This window comes from Chryseobacterium sp., assembly GCF_041914225.1.
In the GTDB taxonomy this organism is placed as follows: domain Bacteria; phylum Bacteroidota; class Bacteroidia; order Flavobacteriales; family Weeksellaceae; genus Chryseobacterium.
The window spans coordinates 26,864-42,750 of the sequence record NZ_JAYSDT010000033.1 but is presented as its reverse complement, the minus strand read 5'-3'; the positions used below and the strand labels follow the sequence as shown (position 1 = coordinate 42,750).

General features: G+C 37.9%; 16 protein-coding genes and 1 pseudogene. 6 read left to right on the top strand and 11 right to left on the bottom strand.

The window, feature by feature from the left end:
* Positions 1-124: 124 nt before the first annotated feature.
* From ACE3RB_RS14385 to ACE3RB_RS14355, 7 genes are all read right to left on the bottom strand, one after another.
* The gene (locus ACE3RB_RS14385; protein ID WP_374464831.1) at positions 125-1,726 is read right to left on the bottom strand and encodes a phage/plasmid primase, P4 family; all 1,602 of its coding nucleotides are present in this window, start codon (positions 1,724-1,726) and stop codon (positions 125-127) included.
* Complete coding sequence (locus ACE3RB_RS14380) at positions 1,723-2,037, bottom strand: hypothetical protein (RefSeq protein ID WP_374464830.1); 315 nt, start codon at positions 2,035-2,037, stop codon at positions 1,723-1,725. The genes ACE3RB_RS14385 and ACE3RB_RS14380 overlap by 4 nt, the downstream gene beginning before the upstream one ends.
* Before the next feature lie 3 nt (positions 2,038-2,040).
* A complete protein-coding gene (locus ACE3RB_RS14375) occupies positions 2,041-2,262 on the bottom strand; it encodes a hypothetical protein (protein ID WP_374464829.1) in 222 nt (73 codons plus the stop codon).
* A 1-nt stretch (position 2,263) separates the two neighbouring features.
* On the bottom strand, positions 2,264-2,548 hold the full coding sequence (locus ACE3RB_RS14370) for a helix-turn-helix domain-containing protein (protein WP_374464828.1): 285 nt from the start codon (positions 2,546-2,548) through the stop codon (positions 2,264-2,266).
* A 116-nt stretch (positions 2,549-2,664) separates the two neighbouring features.
* Positions 2,665-3,492 (bottom strand): hypothetical protein, encoded by an 828-nt coding sequence (locus tag ACE3RB_RS14365; protein WP_374464827.1) that lies wholly within the window; start codon positions 3,490-3,492, stop codon positions 2,665-2,667.
* Between the two features lie 74 nt (positions 3,493-3,566).
* Complete coding sequence (locus ACE3RB_RS14360; RefSeq protein WP_374464826.1) at positions 3,567-3,797, bottom strand: hypothetical protein; 231 nt, start codon at positions 3,795-3,797, stop codon at positions 3,567-3,569.
* A gap of 47 nt (positions 3,798-3,844) precedes the next feature.
* Positions 3,845-5,140 carry a phage integrase SAM-like domain-containing protein gene (locus tag ACE3RB_RS14355; protein WP_374464825.1) on the bottom strand — a complete coding sequence of 432 codons (1,296 nt, stop codon included), beginning with the start codon at positions 5,138-5,140 and terminating at the stop codon, positions 3,845-3,847.
* Between the two features lie 492 nt (positions 5,141-5,632).
* Between ACE3RB_RS14355 and ACE3RB_RS14350 the strand changes: the two genes are divergently transcribed.
* Positions 5,633-6,484 (top strand): esterase-like activity of phytase family protein, encoded by an 852-nt coding sequence (locus tag ACE3RB_RS14350; RefSeq protein WP_374464824.1) that lies wholly within the window; start codon positions 5,633-5,635, stop codon positions 6,482-6,484.
* A complete protein-coding gene (locus ACE3RB_RS14345; protein WP_374464823.1) occupies positions 6,463-6,900 on the top strand; it encodes an esterase-like activity of phytase family protein in 438 nt (145 codons plus the stop codon). Before ACE3RB_RS14350 ends, ACE3RB_RS14345 begins: the two co-directional genes overlap by 22 nt.
* 68 nt (positions 6,901-6,968) lie before the next feature.
* Here the strand turns inward: ACE3RB_RS14345 and tpiA are convergent, their stop codons facing one another.
* From tpiA to ACE3RB_RS14325, 4 genes are all read right to left on the bottom strand, one after another.
* A complete protein-coding gene (gene tpiA / locus ACE3RB_RS14340) occupies positions 6,969-7,727 on the bottom strand; it encodes a triose-phosphate isomerase (RefSeq protein WP_002980856.1) in 759 nt (252 codons plus the stop codon).
* Between the two features lie 37 nt (positions 7,728-7,764).
* Entirely contained in the window at positions 7,765-8,112 is a 348-nt protein-coding gene (locus ACE3RB_RS14335) for a TerB family tellurite resistance protein (protein WP_374464822.1), read from the bottom strand.
* Between the two features lie 107 nt (positions 8,113-8,219).
* Positions 8,220-9,329 (bottom strand): BT_3928 family protein, encoded by a 1,110-nt coding sequence (locus ACE3RB_RS14330; RefSeq protein ID WP_374464821.1) that lies wholly within the window; start codon positions 9,327-9,329, stop codon positions 8,220-8,222.
* A 1-nt stretch (position 9,330) separates the two neighbouring features.
* Complete coding sequence (locus tag ACE3RB_RS14325; RefSeq protein ID WP_332389085.1) at positions 9,331-9,897, bottom strand: DUF1599 domain-containing protein; 567 nt, start codon at positions 9,895-9,897, stop codon at positions 9,331-9,333.
* 387 nt (positions 9,898-10,284) lie between these two features.
* Between ACE3RB_RS14325 and folP the strand changes: the two genes are divergently transcribed.
* The 4 genes and pseudogenes from folP (at position 10,285) to ilvB (ending at position 15,887) form a co-directional block, all read left to right on the top strand.
* On the top strand, positions 10,285-11,055 hold the full coding sequence (gene folP, locus ACE3RB_RS14320; protein WP_374464832.1) for a dihydropteroate synthase: 771 nt from the start codon (positions 10,285-10,287) through the stop codon (positions 11,053-11,055).
* A gap of 367 nt (positions 11,056-11,422) precedes the next feature.
* Positions 11,423-12,295: a branched-chain-amino-acid transaminase gene (ilvE, locus tag ACE3RB_RS14315; RefSeq protein ID WP_374464820.1), complete on the top strand. Its 873-nt coding sequence runs from the start codon at positions 11,423-11,425 to the stop codon at positions 12,293-12,295.
* A 179-nt stretch (positions 12,296-12,474) separates the two neighbouring features.
* A complete protein-coding gene (ilvD, locus tag ACE3RB_RS14310) occupies positions 12,475-14,157 on the top strand; it encodes a dihydroxy-acid dehydratase (RefSeq protein ID WP_374464819.1) in 1,683 nt (560 codons plus the stop codon).
* A gap of 6 nt (positions 14,158-14,163) precedes the next feature.
* Positions 14,164-15,887, top strand: a pseudogene (gene ilvB, locus ACE3RB_RS14305) (biosynthetic-type acetolactate synthase large subunit).

Here is a 15,887-nt window from a genome sequence, read left to right as displayed (position 1 = left end):
AAACCGTTTTTTACCACATCCCGGGCAATGGTGTTTTTTACTGCCTTTTTCTAAACTGTATCGATGGGGTTGGTTACTAAAGTTATTAAAGTTACTCATTGAAAAAACCTTTTTTTTATTTGCGTTAAAAATCTTGTTCAATAAATATCGCCAATTGGTTTTGTGAAACCCTATCTACAACCAAACTCAAAGCCCGTAACTGCTTTATGAAATTGTTTTTTTTAAAAGGTGTCACTCCATCATCAATACAAAAGGCTCTATATTCCGGGTACAGGTCTTTGATTAACTTGTAATTGGTTAAACTCATTTTGTATTGGTTTTCATTCAAAAACATCTGTACGCTGTTACTTTCAATTTTGTATTGTTCAACGGCTTGTTGGGCTGCCTGACAATCTGAAAATCTTTTCTGTTCCAATAATCTGTTCAATCCTTCCAGTACCCAGTTAAAGACTCCTGAGAGTTCGTTATCAATAATTTTGGTATGTAGATTTTTATCTTGTTCCTCTGGTGGAATGGTAACATCAAAGGGAATAATTAAAAACCGTCTGAAATAAGCGTTTGTATGTTCAACGTCTTTGGGTAGTTCATTACAATTGAAAATTAGTTTTGCGTATTGCTTCAAAATAAATGGCTGCCCATAAGGTAAACGAGCTTCAACAGGTTCGCCCGAAACCAATTGTTTGAATATTGAGGCTTCCAAATTGCCGTTTATTTCACTTGCATAGTTTACTAACTTATTAGCCAACTTCGCCCGGAAATAACCGTTATCATTGGTAAGGCTCTGTAATGAATAACTGCTAACATTATCAGTACCCAATAAGGCGTTTACAACTTCAAAAAATACGCTTTTCCCATTTGCTCCAGTACCATAAAGAATTAAGGCTTTTTCCTCTTTTAGTGCATTGCTCCCGTGCTTAATGAATACAAAGCCTAAATATTCGGCTAATACCCTTTGGCGTTCGGGATCGGGTAATACCTTATTCAAATACGCGTCAAATAATGGTGATTCTGCCTGTGGATTGTATTCAAACGGTAATTGGTAGGTGATGAAGTCCGAACGGTCAAACGGTCTTAATTTCGTACCTTGTGGGCTTATTTCAAATGTTCCGTTTTGTAAATTAATCAGTACTGTATCTTTATTGCTTTCGGGTGTGGGTAAATATGCCGTTGCAAGGAACTGTTTAAAAAGCTGTTCCCTAAATTGGTAAAACCTTGCTGAGAATTTAGCAACGTTCATTTTTTCGGCTGCTTCACCTAAAAATTTTTGGAATGTTTCTTTGTCAATTTCAGCCCAAAACGTACCGTTGTACAGGTAAATAAAATCGTGGTTTTTGCATAAGCCCCAACGGTTTTTTTCTGCGAACAGTAAGGCGTTTTCAATTGATAAAACCAAATAATGCTTACTGTTCAATTTCAGTTTATCCAACTGCTTGTTTAAATCCTTCCATTGTACCCGCTGTTTGTCTAATGCTTTGTCGGTATTAAAACTTCCGTCCGGGTTGGTTAATGTCCTATCCAGTTGCTCCAATTGTTCCCTTAACTTTTCTGCCTGTGGAAACGCCAATACTTCAAAGTCCAACGGCTCAAACTGTTCAATAAGTTGGTTTAATATTTCAGCGTGTGGGGTTGCTTCGCTTTTGCCTTTTAGTTCCTCAATATGGTTACTCCAAACTTCGGGCTCTTCCAAAGGGTTGTTGAGGTCTTCAAATACAGGATTCAGTTTCATAACTTAACAGTATTTGAAGGTTCAACAATAAAAGGGAAAAATTCAAGGGTGGTGGTGTAAACCCCTGCACGGTATTTGGAAATAGGGCAAATGCCTTTCTGTACTATACAAATAAGGTTTTCTTTTTCCCATTCAGCAACGTAACGGCAAATATTAGCCCTCAAAATGCCGGTTTCAATAGAAGTGATCAATATAGTTTTGGACGGTCTGTAAAGAGCGGCAAATAACCTTTTCATTTGTGCCTGAAAACATTTACCTTTGCTTTGCTCTTTATGCGAAAAACAGAGGCTGTTCTTTGGGTTATTTTCCATTGTTCAGCCTTTTTTATTGTTCAATAAATACGCTTCTGCTTCCGCTTTTATTTCAGCGTTTGACTTCTTTTTACCTCCCTCTTTTAGGTATTCCAGTAATTCAGTACGGGAAAAGTACAGGCGTTTGCTTCGCTTCATGACAGAGAGTTCCCCTTTTGATACCTTTGAGTACAATCTGGATTGCCTTGCAATTTCTAAAAGCTGTGAGATGAAATTATTCTTCATATTAACTCAATTTGTTTTGGTTAATAATCTGCTCAATTTCTGAACGTTTGAAAAATACACGGTTTCCCATCCCGAAACTCGGAATTGTACCGTCTTTGCGCCATCTGTGAAGTGTGGAAAGGTCTATTTTGAGAAGTTTGCAGACCTCCGACCGTGTAAGGTATTCTGTTGGTTCTTTGGGTTGGAATTGTGCGGAGAGTTGCGCTGTTAACTCAGGTATCAAAGAATTTTTTAATTCTGTGATGAGGTCGGTCGGGTTTGTCCCGATAAATTGAATTATGCTCATTTGCAATAATTTTAAATTGTTATTGCAAAGGTGTTTAGAATGTGTTTTTAAATAGTTATGGGAATATTCCCATTGATATTCCCATTTTTGTTTTTCGTTGAATAGTGTAGTTTTAATTACCGTTTTGCGGTTAAATTTTTAAGCTCAGAAATATAATTTTCTGCGATCGTTGTATGGTTTTGATTATCAAAATTATTTCGGATTGATTTTTCGGAACGTTCAAAAATATCTGCTAATAATTGTACGGTTTGAAAATCGGTAAATCCTTTTTCTTGCATCATTCCTTTGATATTTAATTTGTCTAAAATTTTTATTTTTTGCGGAACGGTAAATTTACTTTGAGTTTTTTCGTCTGTGTTTTCCTGTGTATTGTTTATAGTTGCTTCTGTTTTACTTTTTAGTTTTAGTTTTTCATCTATCCATTTTACAATTCTCACTACAGCATAGCGAAAGTTTATATACTTTGTATCATTTAGCGATATCATATTAACAGGTTTACTAAAATTGGTTTTTATTTCCGTCATTTCATCAAAAAAAAAACACAAACAATATTCTAAAGTAAATAAATCAAAATAAAAACCTTTTTTGAAAAATAAATCAGTAAAAAATAAATTCATTAATACTGATTTGTAATCCTTTTCTTCTTTTAATGCTCTATTAGATTCATCTGTAGGAGAGTTAATAAAATCATCATATTTTTTTTGAATGAGTAAACGAAATTCATCTATTGTAATTAGTTTTTCCTCTGAATGTATAGTTATTTTTATGTTTTCTTCAATAAAATAATAATTGTCAGACCATTTTGCATATTGAGAATAGTTATCTTTTAATAAAGACAAATAATCATTTTCTAAACCATCGGGATATTTTTTTTGCCATTCTTTAAAATCATTATTATAATTAGCCTCAAATTCTTTAAAAGAGTAATAAAATGGTGTCTTCATATTTTGAACAGTTTTTAATTGGTTACCTTTGGGTTAATTCCCCGATACTTTTATAATTCTTTCCATTGTTTCCTTTACATTCTCTGTGATGAGGTCAATAAATGGCTGTTTGTTGTTTCTATGGCGTGTTGGTGGTTGATTGCTTCCAAATGCTCGTTTAGAAATTTTCCGCCTATGGTTAATCCTTTTTCAATAACCAATGCGGTTTCCTGCAAAGTCAGTGGGTTACCTTCTATTTTGTTGCTCTCGTAGGTGTATTCTATATCAAACGCCTTTGCTACTTTCTCGCTGTGGTTTTGTCGCAAATGGTTTAGTTCTTCTTTCAGTTGGTCGAGGTGGGTATATTTTATCATTAAGATATTTTAGTTTTTTTGTTTGATAATTCCCTAAAGGTTCTTGCTGTATTCAAGGCGTGGTCTGATGAGGTTTTACCAATATACTGTAAAAAGGTGGTTTCTGTTTTATGTCCTGTTATAGCCATGACCTGTGACGTGGTGAATCTCTTGTCTCCATAGAAATTGGTAGCAAAGCTTCTTCTGCAAATATGGGTACTTACCAGATTATATTTTTCTGTCTCTACAATTTCATTGCGTTTTAGCTTTTCATTATAGATCCTGCCTTTTAAGATTTGATTAATCCCGGAAAGTTCGCAGACTTTCTTAATAAGGCTGTTGAAAGTAGTTGCATTGCTTCCCAGAGTCGTGCCTCTGAATAAAGGTGGAAAATAACCCTCATACTTTTTGAGGATCTGCTCAACCTCATCATGCATTGGTATGCTAACATCTTTACCGGTCTTACGCTGGACAAGGTCTATAAATCGGAAGCTTTCCCCTTGAGAATCTGTTTTGGTGAAAATTTTTGATGGGGTCATATCCAACAGGTCACTCACACGCTGTCCTGTATAGCAGCCAATCAAAAGCCAGTCACGGGCATGAAGCAGGTCTTCCCCTATTATATTTGCGTTTTTGATTTTTGAAAGTTCCTCAAAGTTTAAAAACACTTTTATAGAGGTCACACTCTCAATGGTAAACTTATCAACCTGAGGGTGAAGCAGCTTCCCATTTGCTCTGGCATCAAGCAATACTGTTTTTAGGTTTTTTAAGGTTCTGTTAGCCGTTGATTCCATTAGCTTGTCTTTTACCATAAGCCAGTTCTTAAATTCAAGTATTACCCGTTTGTCAACCTCAGCAAATACATAGTTCTTTTTCTGGACATCCTGAAATCGTGAAAATTTATCCTCAAGCATAAGGTACTGATGATCGGTCGTCTTTTTTGTTTTCGCTAATGCCCGAAGCTCGTTAAAGCTTTTCATGTAGTTGACCACAATATCGTCACTGGTCTTTACATCTATTCTATCAAAAAAAAGACTGATCTTATTTTTAAGCCAATGAGAATCAAATAAAACACCTCCGGTTAGATCATCATTATACGATTTTAATATAAACTTTTCTAAATCGTTTAAATCAGAAGTCAGATTTTTATTATGAGGGTTGTTTTGCTTGGGAAGAGAAGTCTTATCACTCCAGTCAGAATAATCAATCTGCAAGCCTGTAGAGTTTCGCATTTTAAGATCTTTCGATATTGATAGCTGAATTTGGATTGTACTGCCTTTTGTTTTGCTACGCAGATAGTATTTTACTGTTGCCATATTGAATATTTAAAAACAAAGATATTCAAACTAAACAGTGTGTCAAAATTTGTGTCAATATTTTCGCCTGTTTATGAAATGATATAAAATCTACTGCAATGAAGATTACTTACAAAAGTACTATTAATAGATTGTATACAAATATTTTATTGCATTTTCAGAGGAAAATATAAAAGTAGCACATTGCATACTTGTAGTACCTACAGAATGACAAACTGTATGGATAAACTATTATTTCAATTGTGTCATTCCGGAGGAATCCAGCTATAATCACTCATGAAGAAATGCATCAGAAGAAATCTGCAATCCAGACCAAATTCCTAACTTAAGACGTAAGAATTCCCCTTCTTTGGAGGGGTGGCTAAAATTCAAAGAATTTTTGACGGGGTGGTTTTAAAGGTCACAACCACTCAACATTGTTAAAATACAATTATCATTATATTCAAGATCAGTTTACAATCAATTTATACTTTCGCTGCCATAAAAGTGAATATGAAAAAATTACTATTGTCTGCTGTAGTGCTGGCAGTATTGGCGTCATGTAAAAGTGACGATGATACAACAATAATTAATCAGGACATTAATTATTCCAAGCTGCCTCAGGAGTTTCCATTTACAAAACTGGCTACGATAAACGGAGTAGATGTTATCAATGGCGGTTTTGGTTCCGGAGCAGCCGCTCATCCTACAAGAAAAGGTGTATTTTATGTCATTACAGACAGAGGTCCTAATACTGATTTTCAGAACGGTAAAAAATTCCTTGTCCCTAACTTTACCCCAACCATTATGCATTTTAAAATCAATGCAGACGGAAATGTTGAGGTGATCAAATATATTAAGCTTAAAAATCCTTCCGGGCAGCCTATTACAGGGCTTCCAAACCCTGCAGGAATGGGGAGTACAGGAGAGATTGCATATGATGCTTCAGGAAATGTTTTAGGTACTGATAAGTACGGTCTTGACAGTGAAAGTATTGTAGCAGCAGCTGATGGTACATTCTGGGTTTCTGATGAGTACGGTCCGCACATTGTACATTACAGTGCAGATGGAATTGAAATGGAAAGAATAAGCCCGGTTGGTGTAAATACGGGCCCAAGAAAATTGCCTGCTGTTTTAGCGAAAAGAAGAGCGAACAGAGGAATGGAAGGACTTTGTATGGCTCCGGACGGCAGAACATTGGTAGGAACCATACAGTCTATGATGTATGTGCCCAGCAAAGCATTGGCAACCAATAAAACTTTAACGAGAATTGTCACATTTGATACGGTTACAGGGCAGACTAAACAGTTTTTTATAAACAGGAAGGAGGAGCTTCTGATTCAGTGTGTGATATTACAGCAATAAGCAACAGTGAATTCTTAGTCATTGAAAGAGACGGAAATTTCGGATCTCAGGGAGGAATCAAAAAAGTCTACAGAATCAATCTGAGCAATGCAACGGATGTAAACGGACCAGATATTAATGCTGTTGACGGAATGAAAGTGAATGGAAAAGCTTTGGAACAATGTTCATGGGATGAAATTACGAATGCTGGAATAAAAACAATTACCAAAACATTGGCGGTGGATCTGGTAGCAAGACTGGGCTATGAGCACGATAAATTTGAGGGAATTGTCTACTTAGGAAACAATAAACTGGCTGTTTTCAATGATGATGACTTCGGAGTGGTGGATGACGGAAACGGAAACCCCAAAGCCAAAATTTTACCTAAAACAGGTAAAGTAGACAAAGGAACTATGTATGTAGTCGATATTCAATAATTAGATTTTTTTAAAGAAAACGGCGGAATCTTCGATTCCGCCGTTTTTATTTTTAGATCAATGAAATTTTAGTTAAAAGCTTCAATAATTTTAGAGAAGTCTTCCAGCTTCAAAGCAGCTCCTCCAATCAGACCTCCGTCGATATCCGGCTGAGAGAAGATTTCTTTTGCATTATCCGGTTTTACAGAACCTCCATAAAGGATTGAAACTTCATCAGCAACTTCCTGTCCGTATTTCGCAGCAATAATGTTTCTGATGTGAGCGTGGATTTCCTGAGCCTGCTCCGGGCTTGCTGTTTCTCCCGTTCCGATAGCCCAAACCGGTTCGTAAGCAATCACCACTTTTTTAATTTCTTCAGCAGAAAGCGTGAAAAGCGCCACTTCAGTCTGATTTTTTACAACTTCAAGGTGCTGCCCTGCTTTTCTCTGCTCCAGAGTCTCTCCGTTACAGTAAACAGGAATAAGACCTTTATCAAGAGCCAGTTTGATTTTTCTGTTACAGTGAGAATCAGTTTCCCCGTGGTATTGTCTTCTTTCAGAATGCCCGATCAAAGAACCTGTAGCATCAATGGATTCCAGCATATCTGCAGAAATCTCACCGGTGTAAGCACCACTTTCATGCTCGCTCATATCCTGAGAAAATACACCGATTTCATCCTTTTCAAAGATGTCTTTCGCCATCATCAGATATAATGAAGGGGGAGCAATCCAAACTTCACAGTTGGTAGCATTATTATTTTTATAGCTTAGTAACTGAATCATTAATTGTTGTGCATCAATTACATTTTTGTTCATTTTCCAGTTGCCTGCAACTATTTTTCTTCTCATAAGATTTATATATTGATTGATTTAATTTTTCGTTAGGTTATAATCCCCAAAGGTTTTTCAGCAAAACATAGAATGTATGTTCCTCTTCAGTTACCTTATTATCAGCTTTGATCAAAGATTTTGCAAACTGAACGAATTTCATACGTTCGTCCTCTGTAGAATCTTCATGAAAACATCTTGCATGGAATTCAAAATGATCTTTCCATTCTTCCGGCTGTAAAAGAGCCAGGGTTTCCAGCTCGTTGTCAAGATTCATTCTGAACGGGAATTCATCCGCCAGATATTGCTGTACCAGCATTCCTTCCTCAGGAGCAAACTCTCCGTCTACAGAAGAAAGGATCATTAATAAGTGGTAACCGGCGATTGATTTATTTGATTTTTGCATGTGCTTTTATATGTTTAAGTTTAGTGTTTAAATAGATAATAGATAATAGATAATAGATCCACGATTAGCTTTCGTCAAAAAGATCATTCATCATTCATCATTTATAATTAGTTAACGTAGTCCTTAGCAGGCTGTTTATCTACAATTTTTCCGTTTTCAAGGATCAGGACAAAAGGATTGCTTCTCGCTATTGTTTTAATGGCAGTTCCATCCATCAATAGATTCCTGATAGTTTTGAAAGTGTTAGGCTCTGTGGAAATTCCGTAGATAAGGGCTCCTTTCTGGGTATTTACTTTTGCTTCTACTTTCTGAAGCAGATCAGCCGGAACATCTTTTGGATGATAGGAGAAAATCAGAACGGCTTTTGGAGCATTAATGATTTCATTGGTGACATCCATTCCCGTAGGATCTTCAATCTTGAATTTCACAATTTCAGATTTGTATCCTTCCTTGATCAGTACAGATTCATTTTTCCCATCCTCAATTTTCCATGGGGAACCCTCTGCCCAGTATTCTGTTTTTTTAATATAATCATCCTGATTTACTTTTACAACCTCTCCTGTTTTCTCATTTTTCAGAGAATAAAAAGTCTTGTATTCAGAAGGATTTTTGTCAATTTTAACTTTTTCAGCTTTAATATCTGTCCCGATTTTATAATCACGGAAATCAATGATAGGTTCATGCATAATTCCCTGGGCCATAACATAGATCATACCCAGAGAAAATACTGCTAACAGAACATATTTTACTGTATTTGAGGACTCTTTTGAAGTAACTCCATATGCATCTTTTTTACGGAATTCTTTTCTATACAGGACGAATAAAATGATCAGCCCAACAAGAAGTACAACATCCTTAAGGAAGCTTTGCCACGGCGTAAATTTGATGGCGTCGCCAAAACATCCACAGTCTGTGACCACATTAAAATAAGCCGAATAGAAAGTAAGGAATCCAAAGAAAATACAAAGGGCAATTAATACGGATAAGGTAAATTTAAGCTTTAGTTTAAGCAGCAGCATGAATCCTAAGAAAAGCTCCATTACCACTACTATAATGGAAAACAGCAGGGCAAACTTTTCCAAAAATGGCATATTGAAAACCGGAGGAGCGAAATATTCTTCCATTTTGAAAGAAAAACCTACCAGATCCACAGCTTTCACAAAGCCTGAAAGGATAAAAATAACAGCAATAATAAAGCGTAATATACCTTTGATCATATTAAATATTTTTGGGTTCGAATTGATTTTCTTTTTCAGAGAACTTGATCAGGCAGAAGACAGCATAATTCAGCATGTCGAAATAGTTGGCATCAAGCCCTTCCGAAACGATGGTCTGTCCCTGGTTGTCTTCAATCTGCTTGGTTCTTAATACTTTCTGATAAATAAGATCTGTGATCGAAGAAATTCTCATATCTCTCCATGCTTCACCGTAATCATGATTTTTTCTTTCCATCAAAGCCATTGCTTCATTGGCATATTTGTCATACAGACTTAAAATTTCTTCCTTATTTTCATTGAAATCATTGGAAAGGCCTTTCTCAAGCTGAATAAGCCCAATAATAGAGTAGTTGACAATTGCGATAAATTCATCCTCCTCACTCTCATCCACCATTTTTTTATCGGTCATCTGCAGCGTACGGATCCTGTTAACTTTGATATAAATCTGATCTGTAATGGAGCTTGGTCTTAAAACCCTCCATGCTGCTCCGTAATCCTGTAATTTTTTACCGAAAAGATCACGGCACTGACTGATAACTTTCCCGAACTGTACTGATGTTTTTAGCATAAATTTTCTTAATCTTCCAAATATACGAATTCGGTTTCAGATTTTTGAATTTGATGAGCTGAGTTTGTGAGTGGGAGGGTTTGAGGGTTGTAGAGTTGTAGAGTTTGATTAGTTTCGGGATACGGGGTACGGGATACGTGGTTAAGAGTGGGAGTGTTTGAGGGTAAGGGGGGAGTGTCTGGCCTAACTTCCATCTTCCAACTTCCAGCCCCAATTCATCTCTTAAAAGCCATAAATCACTAATTTTGCAGTACAAAACCATTCATCAATCAATTATAAATCTTACGATCCATGCTTTCCAACTCTACAACCCTCCAACCCTCCAACGCTCCAACCTACTCACTCAACTGCAATGGACGTCTGATACAGCTGGACACCCCAAAGATCATGGGAATTCTCAATCTGACACCGGATTCTTTCTCTGACGGCGGAAAATTCAATAATGAAAAATCAGCATTGGAACATGCTGAAAAACTATTGAAAGAAGGAGCTGAAATACTGGATGTCGGACCACAGTCAACGCGTCCCAACGCAGAATTTTTAAGCGCCGGAGAAGAGATAAACAGGATCGGAAATATGATCTCTCTGATTAAGAAAGAATTTCCGGAAGCCTTGGTCTCCCTGGATACTTTTTATGCGGAAACAGTGAAATTCGGATTCAATGAAGGGATTGATCTGATCAATGATATTTCCGGTGGACAGTATGATGCAGAAATGTTTGATACCGCCGCTCAGACAAAACTTCCTTACATCCTGATGCATGTAAACCCGTCTTATGAAACCATGCATGATAAAATCAGATTTGAAGATATTACGCTGGAAGTTAACCGGTATTTTTCTCAAAAAACAAAAGAACTTTTAGAAAAAGGGGTGAATGATATCATTCTTGACCCCGGTTTTGGTTTCGGAAAAACAGTAGAAGACCAGATGAAAATGATCCACGAAGTTGAATATCTCGGATTTGGCAGATTTCCTTTGTTGATAGGTATTTCCAGAAAGTCATTTATTTATAAACCTCTTGGTAAATCACCTTTGGACATTAATGAAGAAACCCAGAAACTTCATATGAAAGTGCTGGAGCAGGGGGCAAAGATTGTAAGAGTTCATGATGTCGCTCAGGCTAAGGAAACTTTGACCCGTTTTTTACAAAGAAAATAAAAAGTGTCAAAAAAACTTGTGGGTTATTAAAAAGTTTATACATTTGCAGTATGAATTTTACGAATCAGAAAAATATTATTGTCATTTCTATTATTGCTGTTGTCATTAACAACAGTAAGGAAACGGCATTTTAAATAGATTTTAATTTAAATTATATATAGGCCGTTTCATATTTGAAACGGCTTTTTTTTGTTTTAATTTTTAGAATACAGAGTATGTATCAGTTCTTATCAGTAATTATTATCGTCATTATTATTCCCTTGCGACTGTGAGAAGGAAGATGTATGACTGTACATATATTGAGCCCTCTCACACTGTGAGAGGGCTTTTTTTATTCCCGTTTGTTAATTTTTTTAATCTCAATAACATGTATTACAACGACGACACGACCATCTATTTTGACGGAAAATTTATGAAAGCGAAAGATGCTGGAACAGATCTTTACGGACAATCTCTACACTATGGCTATTCGGTTTTTGAAGGAATCAAATCTTACAACACAGATCACGGAACCAGGATTTTCAAAGCAAAAGAACATTATGAAAGACTGAAAAGATCAGCGGAACTGATGCACATACCCTTCGATTATTCTGTAAACCAGCTTACAGATCTTACCTATGAGCTTCTGGAACGCAATGGATTTACTGATGCTTATATCCGTCCATTGGTTACGTGCTCTCCCAATATGTCACTTTCAAAAGGACAGAAATCTTACCTGTCACTTCTTGCCTGGGAATGGAATAACGGATATCTGGCAGATAAAATGAAAATCATGACTTCCCCTTTTCAGCGTCCTAATCCTAAAGCTTTCAAGGTTGAAGCTAAAGTAGGAGGGCATTATGTAAACTCAATATTAGCCTGCCAGGATGCCAAAGACAAAGGTTATGATGAAGCACTGGTATTGGATGAAAACGGAAATGTTGCCGAAAGTTCAGGAGCCAATGTCTTCTACGAAAAGGACGGGGTTTTGTATACACCGGCTAAAGGAAGTATCCTTCCGGGAATCACAAGACAAACTGTTATGGAGATTTGTAATGAGCTTGAAATTCCGATAAAAGAAACCTTCTTTAAACCGGAGGAAATGCGTGGTGCAGATGCCGGCTTTTTCTGTGGTACAGCAGCAGAAATTGTGGCTCTGGATTCACTTGATGATGTTCCTTTTACCAGAAACTGGGAAGATACGGCAAGTGGAAGAGTACAGCAGGCATATTTAAAATTGGTAAGAGTTCTGTCATTGTAAATTTTTAAGATTTAAATGTTTAATAATCAAGTAAATATATGTATTTCATAAACAGTTGAATATTGTAATTTTTAGAAAAACTGAAAATGAAAAGAATATTACAAAATGTAGTTTTGAATCAAAATTTAGTAAAAAACTTCAGTTTAATAGAAGAAAAGAACAGAAAATGCAGGATAAATATGTTAAATAAATATTCAAAAACATTCACGCAAAACAGTGAACAGCCCGCCGCTAAAGCCATGTTGTACGGGATAGGATTTACAGAAGAAGATATGCACAAGGCCCAGGTCGGAATTGCCAGTATGGGCTATGACGGGAATACCTGCAATATGCACCTGAATGATCTGGCTCAGGTGGTAAAAAAAGGAACATGGGAGCACGGATTGGCAGGATTGATTTTTAATATCATCGGCGTAAGTGACGGAATGAGCAACGGAACAGATGGAATGCGCTATTCCCTGGTAAGCCGTGATGTGATAGCAGACAGTATCGAAGCGATCTGCGGCGCACAGTATTACGACGGACTGATCGCTCTGCCGGGCTGTGACAAAAATATGCCCGGAACCATTATCGCGATGGGAAGGCTTAACAGACCATCCATCATGGTGTATGGAGGAACTATTGCTCCAGGCTGTTACAAAGGGGAAGCGCTTAACATCGTTTCTGCTTTCGAAGCATTGGGTAAAAAGATTGCAGGAGAAATCACTGAAGAAGATTTTGATGGAGTGGTGAAAAATTCCTGCCCGGGAGCGGGAGCATGCGGAGGGATGTATACCGCCAATACAATGGCTTCTGCCATAGAGGCATTAGGAATGAGTCTTCCATATTCCTCTTCCAATCCGGCTTTGAGCAAAGAAAAGCAGGAAGAATGCCTTGAGGCCGGAAAATATCTGAAAGTACTACTGGAAAAAGACATTAAACCTTCCGATATCATGACCCGCAAAGCATTTGAAAATGCACTCCGCCTTATTGTTATTTTGGGAGGAAGTACAAATGCTGTTCTGCATTTTATAGCTATGGCAAAAAGTGTGGGCGTTCCCCTTACCCAAGATGATTTTCAGAAGATGAGCGATCAGACTCCGGTATTGGCAGACCTGAAGCCGAGTGGAAAATACCTGATGCAGGACCTGCATGAACACGGAGGAACCCCGGCGGTGATGAAATATTTGCTGGAACAGGGATTACTGCATGGAGACTGCCTTACCGTTACCGGAAAAACAGTGGCTGAAAATCTGGCAGATGTTCCGGGATTGGACTTTAATACTCAGAAAATTATAAAGCCACTCTCAGAACCTGTAAAAGCTACCGGACACCTGAGAATATTGTACGGAAATCTTGCGGAAAAGGGAAGTGTAGCTAAAATCACAGGAAAAGAAGGTGAGCGCTTTGTAGGAAAAGCACGTGTGTTTGATGGTGAAAAAAACCTGATCAGAGGAATTCAGGATGGAACCGTACATCACGGTGATGTCATTGTCATCCGCCATGAAGGCCCGAAAGGAGCTCCCGGAATGCCGGAAATGCTGAAACCTACAAGTGCATTGATAGGAGCTGGCCTGGGAAGCAGTGTCGCTTTAATCACAGATGGACGTTTCAGTGGAGGAACCCATGGCTTTGTAGTAGGGCACATTACACCTGAAGCCCATGAAGGAGGTCTTATTGCTTTTGTACATAATGATGACCTGATCGAAATAGATGCGGTAAACAACACCATACAGCTCAAAGTTTCAGAAGAAGAAATAGAAAGAAGAAAAAAAGGATGGCAAAAACCTCCTCTTAAAGTACAGAAGGGATTGCTTTATAAATATGCATTAACAGTATCATCGGCTGCAGAAGGCTGTGTAACGGACGAAATCACTCAATAAAAGTATATGGAAAACCTGAATTTATCAACAGAAATACAACTTACCGGAAGCCGGATCATTCTCGAGGCGTTTCTGCAGGAAGGTGTAAAAACCGTTTTCGGATATCCGGGTGGAGCTATTATTCCTATTTATGATGCCCTTTACGATTATAAGGAAACACTGAAGCATATTCTTGTACGCCATGAACAGGAGCAGTACATGCAGCGCAGGGCCTGGCAAGAGTATCAGGAGAAGTAGGGGTAGTGCTGGCAACCAGCGGACCCGGAGCAACCAATCTCGTAACAGGATTAGCAGATGCGCTGCTGGATAACACTCCTTTGGTCTGTATTACAGGGCAGGTTTTTGAGCACCTTCTGGGAACCGATGCCTTTCAGGAAATAGATGTAATGAACGTTACAAGCCCTGTTACCAAATGGAATTATCAGGTCACTGACGCCAATGAGCTTCCCGAAGTATTGGCAAAAGCATTTTATATTGCAAAGTCAGGACTTCCCGGTCCTGTATTGATTGATGTGACTAAAAATGCCCAGCTTCAGTCTGTTGATTATAAAGGATATACTCCTTGCCATTCATTGAGAAGCTATAAACCGGATCCCGAACCATGTTTTGAAAGTATTGAAAAAGCAATATCATTAATAAATGAGGCTGAAAGACCATTTATCATTGCAGGACAGGGAATTATGCTGGGAAAAGCAGAAAAAGAATTTTTAAAATTTGCTGAAAAATCAGGAGTTCCTGTAGCATGGACTGTTTTAGGAATGAGCGCCATTCCTACCAGTCATCCGCAGGCTGTAGGAATGGTAGGAATGCATGGAAATTATGGCCCGAATATATTAACCAACGAATGTGATGTTCTGATTGCTGTAGGAATGCGTTTCGACGACCGTGTAACAGGAAGATTGGATCAGTACGCAAAACAGGCAAAAATTATTCATCTGGATATTGATAAAGCAGAGATCAATAAAAACGTAAAAGTTGATGTCCCGGTTCTTGGTAACTGCAAACATACCCTTCCCCTTCTTACGGAAAGGATTGTAAAAAGAGAACATCATGCCTGGCATGAAAGATTTAAAAAATGCCACGAAGTGGAAAGCATCAATCTGATTCATACAGAGCTTTATCCCGATGAAGGAGAGATTACCATGGGAGAAGTGATCCGTTATCTGAATGAAATGACACAAGGTGAGGCTATAATTGTGACAGACGTAGGGCAGCATCAGATGGCAACATGCCGCTACTCTCATTTCAGACATTCCAGAACCAATGTGACAAGTGGAGGCTTGGGAACCATGGGGTTCTGTCTTCCCGCTGCAATAGGTGCATCCTATGCGGAAACCGGCCGTCCTGTTATTGCAGTGATGGGTGATGGCGGAGCACAGATGAATATCCAGGAGCTGGGAACCATTATGCAGTATCATCCAGAGGTGAAAATTTTAATTCTTAATAATTGCTATCTGGGAATGGTAAGACAGTGGCAGGAACTGTTTCACGAAGAAAGATATTCTTCGGTAGATATTCAGAGTCCTGATTTTGTTCAGGTGGCAAAAGGATACAATATTCAGGGAAACAGGGTGTCTGAAAGAGAAGATCTGAAATGGGCACTCCGTGAAATGCTTGATCATGAAGGAGCTTTCCTTCTTGAAGTGATGACAGGAAAAGAACACAATGTATTTCCGATGATTCCCCAGGGGAAAAGTGTTTCGGAGATTGTATTAAATAATAAAGTTTAA

Coding starts and splice junctions, on each gene's coding strand:
- ACE3RB_RS14385 (WP_374464831.1), bottom strand. CDS start 1,726: ATGAAACTGAATCCTGTATTTGAAGACCTCAACAACCCTTTGGAAGAG.
- ACE3RB_RS14380 (WP_374464830.1), bottom strand. CDS start 2,037: ATGGAAAATAACCCAAAGAACAGCCTCTGTTTTTCGCATAAAGAGCAA.
- ACE3RB_RS14375 (WP_374464829.1), bottom strand. CDS start 2,262: ATGAAGAATAATTTCATCTCACAGCTTTTAGAAATTGCAAGGCAATCC.
- ACE3RB_RS14370 (WP_374464828.1), bottom strand. CDS start 2,548: ATGAGCATAATTCAATTTATCGGGACAAACCCGACCGACCTCATCACA.
- ACE3RB_RS14365 (WP_374464827.1), bottom strand. CDS start 3,492: ATGAAGACACCATTTTATTACTCTTTTAAAGAATTTGAGGCTAATTAT.
- ACE3RB_RS14355 (WP_374464825.1), bottom strand. CDS start 5,140: ATGGCAACAGTAAAATACTATCTGCGTAGCAAAACAAAAGGCAGTACA.
- ACE3RB_RS14350 (WP_374464824.1), top strand. CDS start 5,633: ATGAAAAAATTACTATTGTCTGCTGTAGTGCTGGCAGTATTGGCGTCA.
- tpiA (WP_002980856.1), bottom strand. CDS start 7,727: ATGAGAAGAAAAATAGTTGCAGGCAACTGGAAAATGAACAAAAATGTA.
- ACE3RB_RS14335 (WP_374464822.1), bottom strand. CDS start 8,112: ATGCAAAAATCAAATAAATCAATCGCCGGTTACCACTTATTAATGATC.
- ACE3RB_RS14330 (WP_374464821.1), bottom strand. CDS start 9,329: ATGATCAAAGGTATATTACGCTTTATTATTGCTGTTATTTTTATCCTT.
- ACE3RB_RS14325 (WP_332389085.1), bottom strand. CDS start 9,897: ATGCTAAAAACATCAGTACAGTTCGGGAAAGTTATCAGTCAGTGCCGT.
- folP (WP_374464832.1), top strand. CDS start 10,285: ATGGGAATTCTCAATCTGACACCGGATTCTTTCTCTGACGGCGGAAAA.
- ilvE (WP_374464820.1), top strand. CDS start 11,423: ATGTATTACAACGACGACACGACCATCTATTTTGACGGAAAATTTATG.
- ilvD (WP_374464819.1), top strand. CDS start 12,475: ATGTTAAATAAATATTCAAAAACATTCACGCAAAACAGTGAACAGCCC.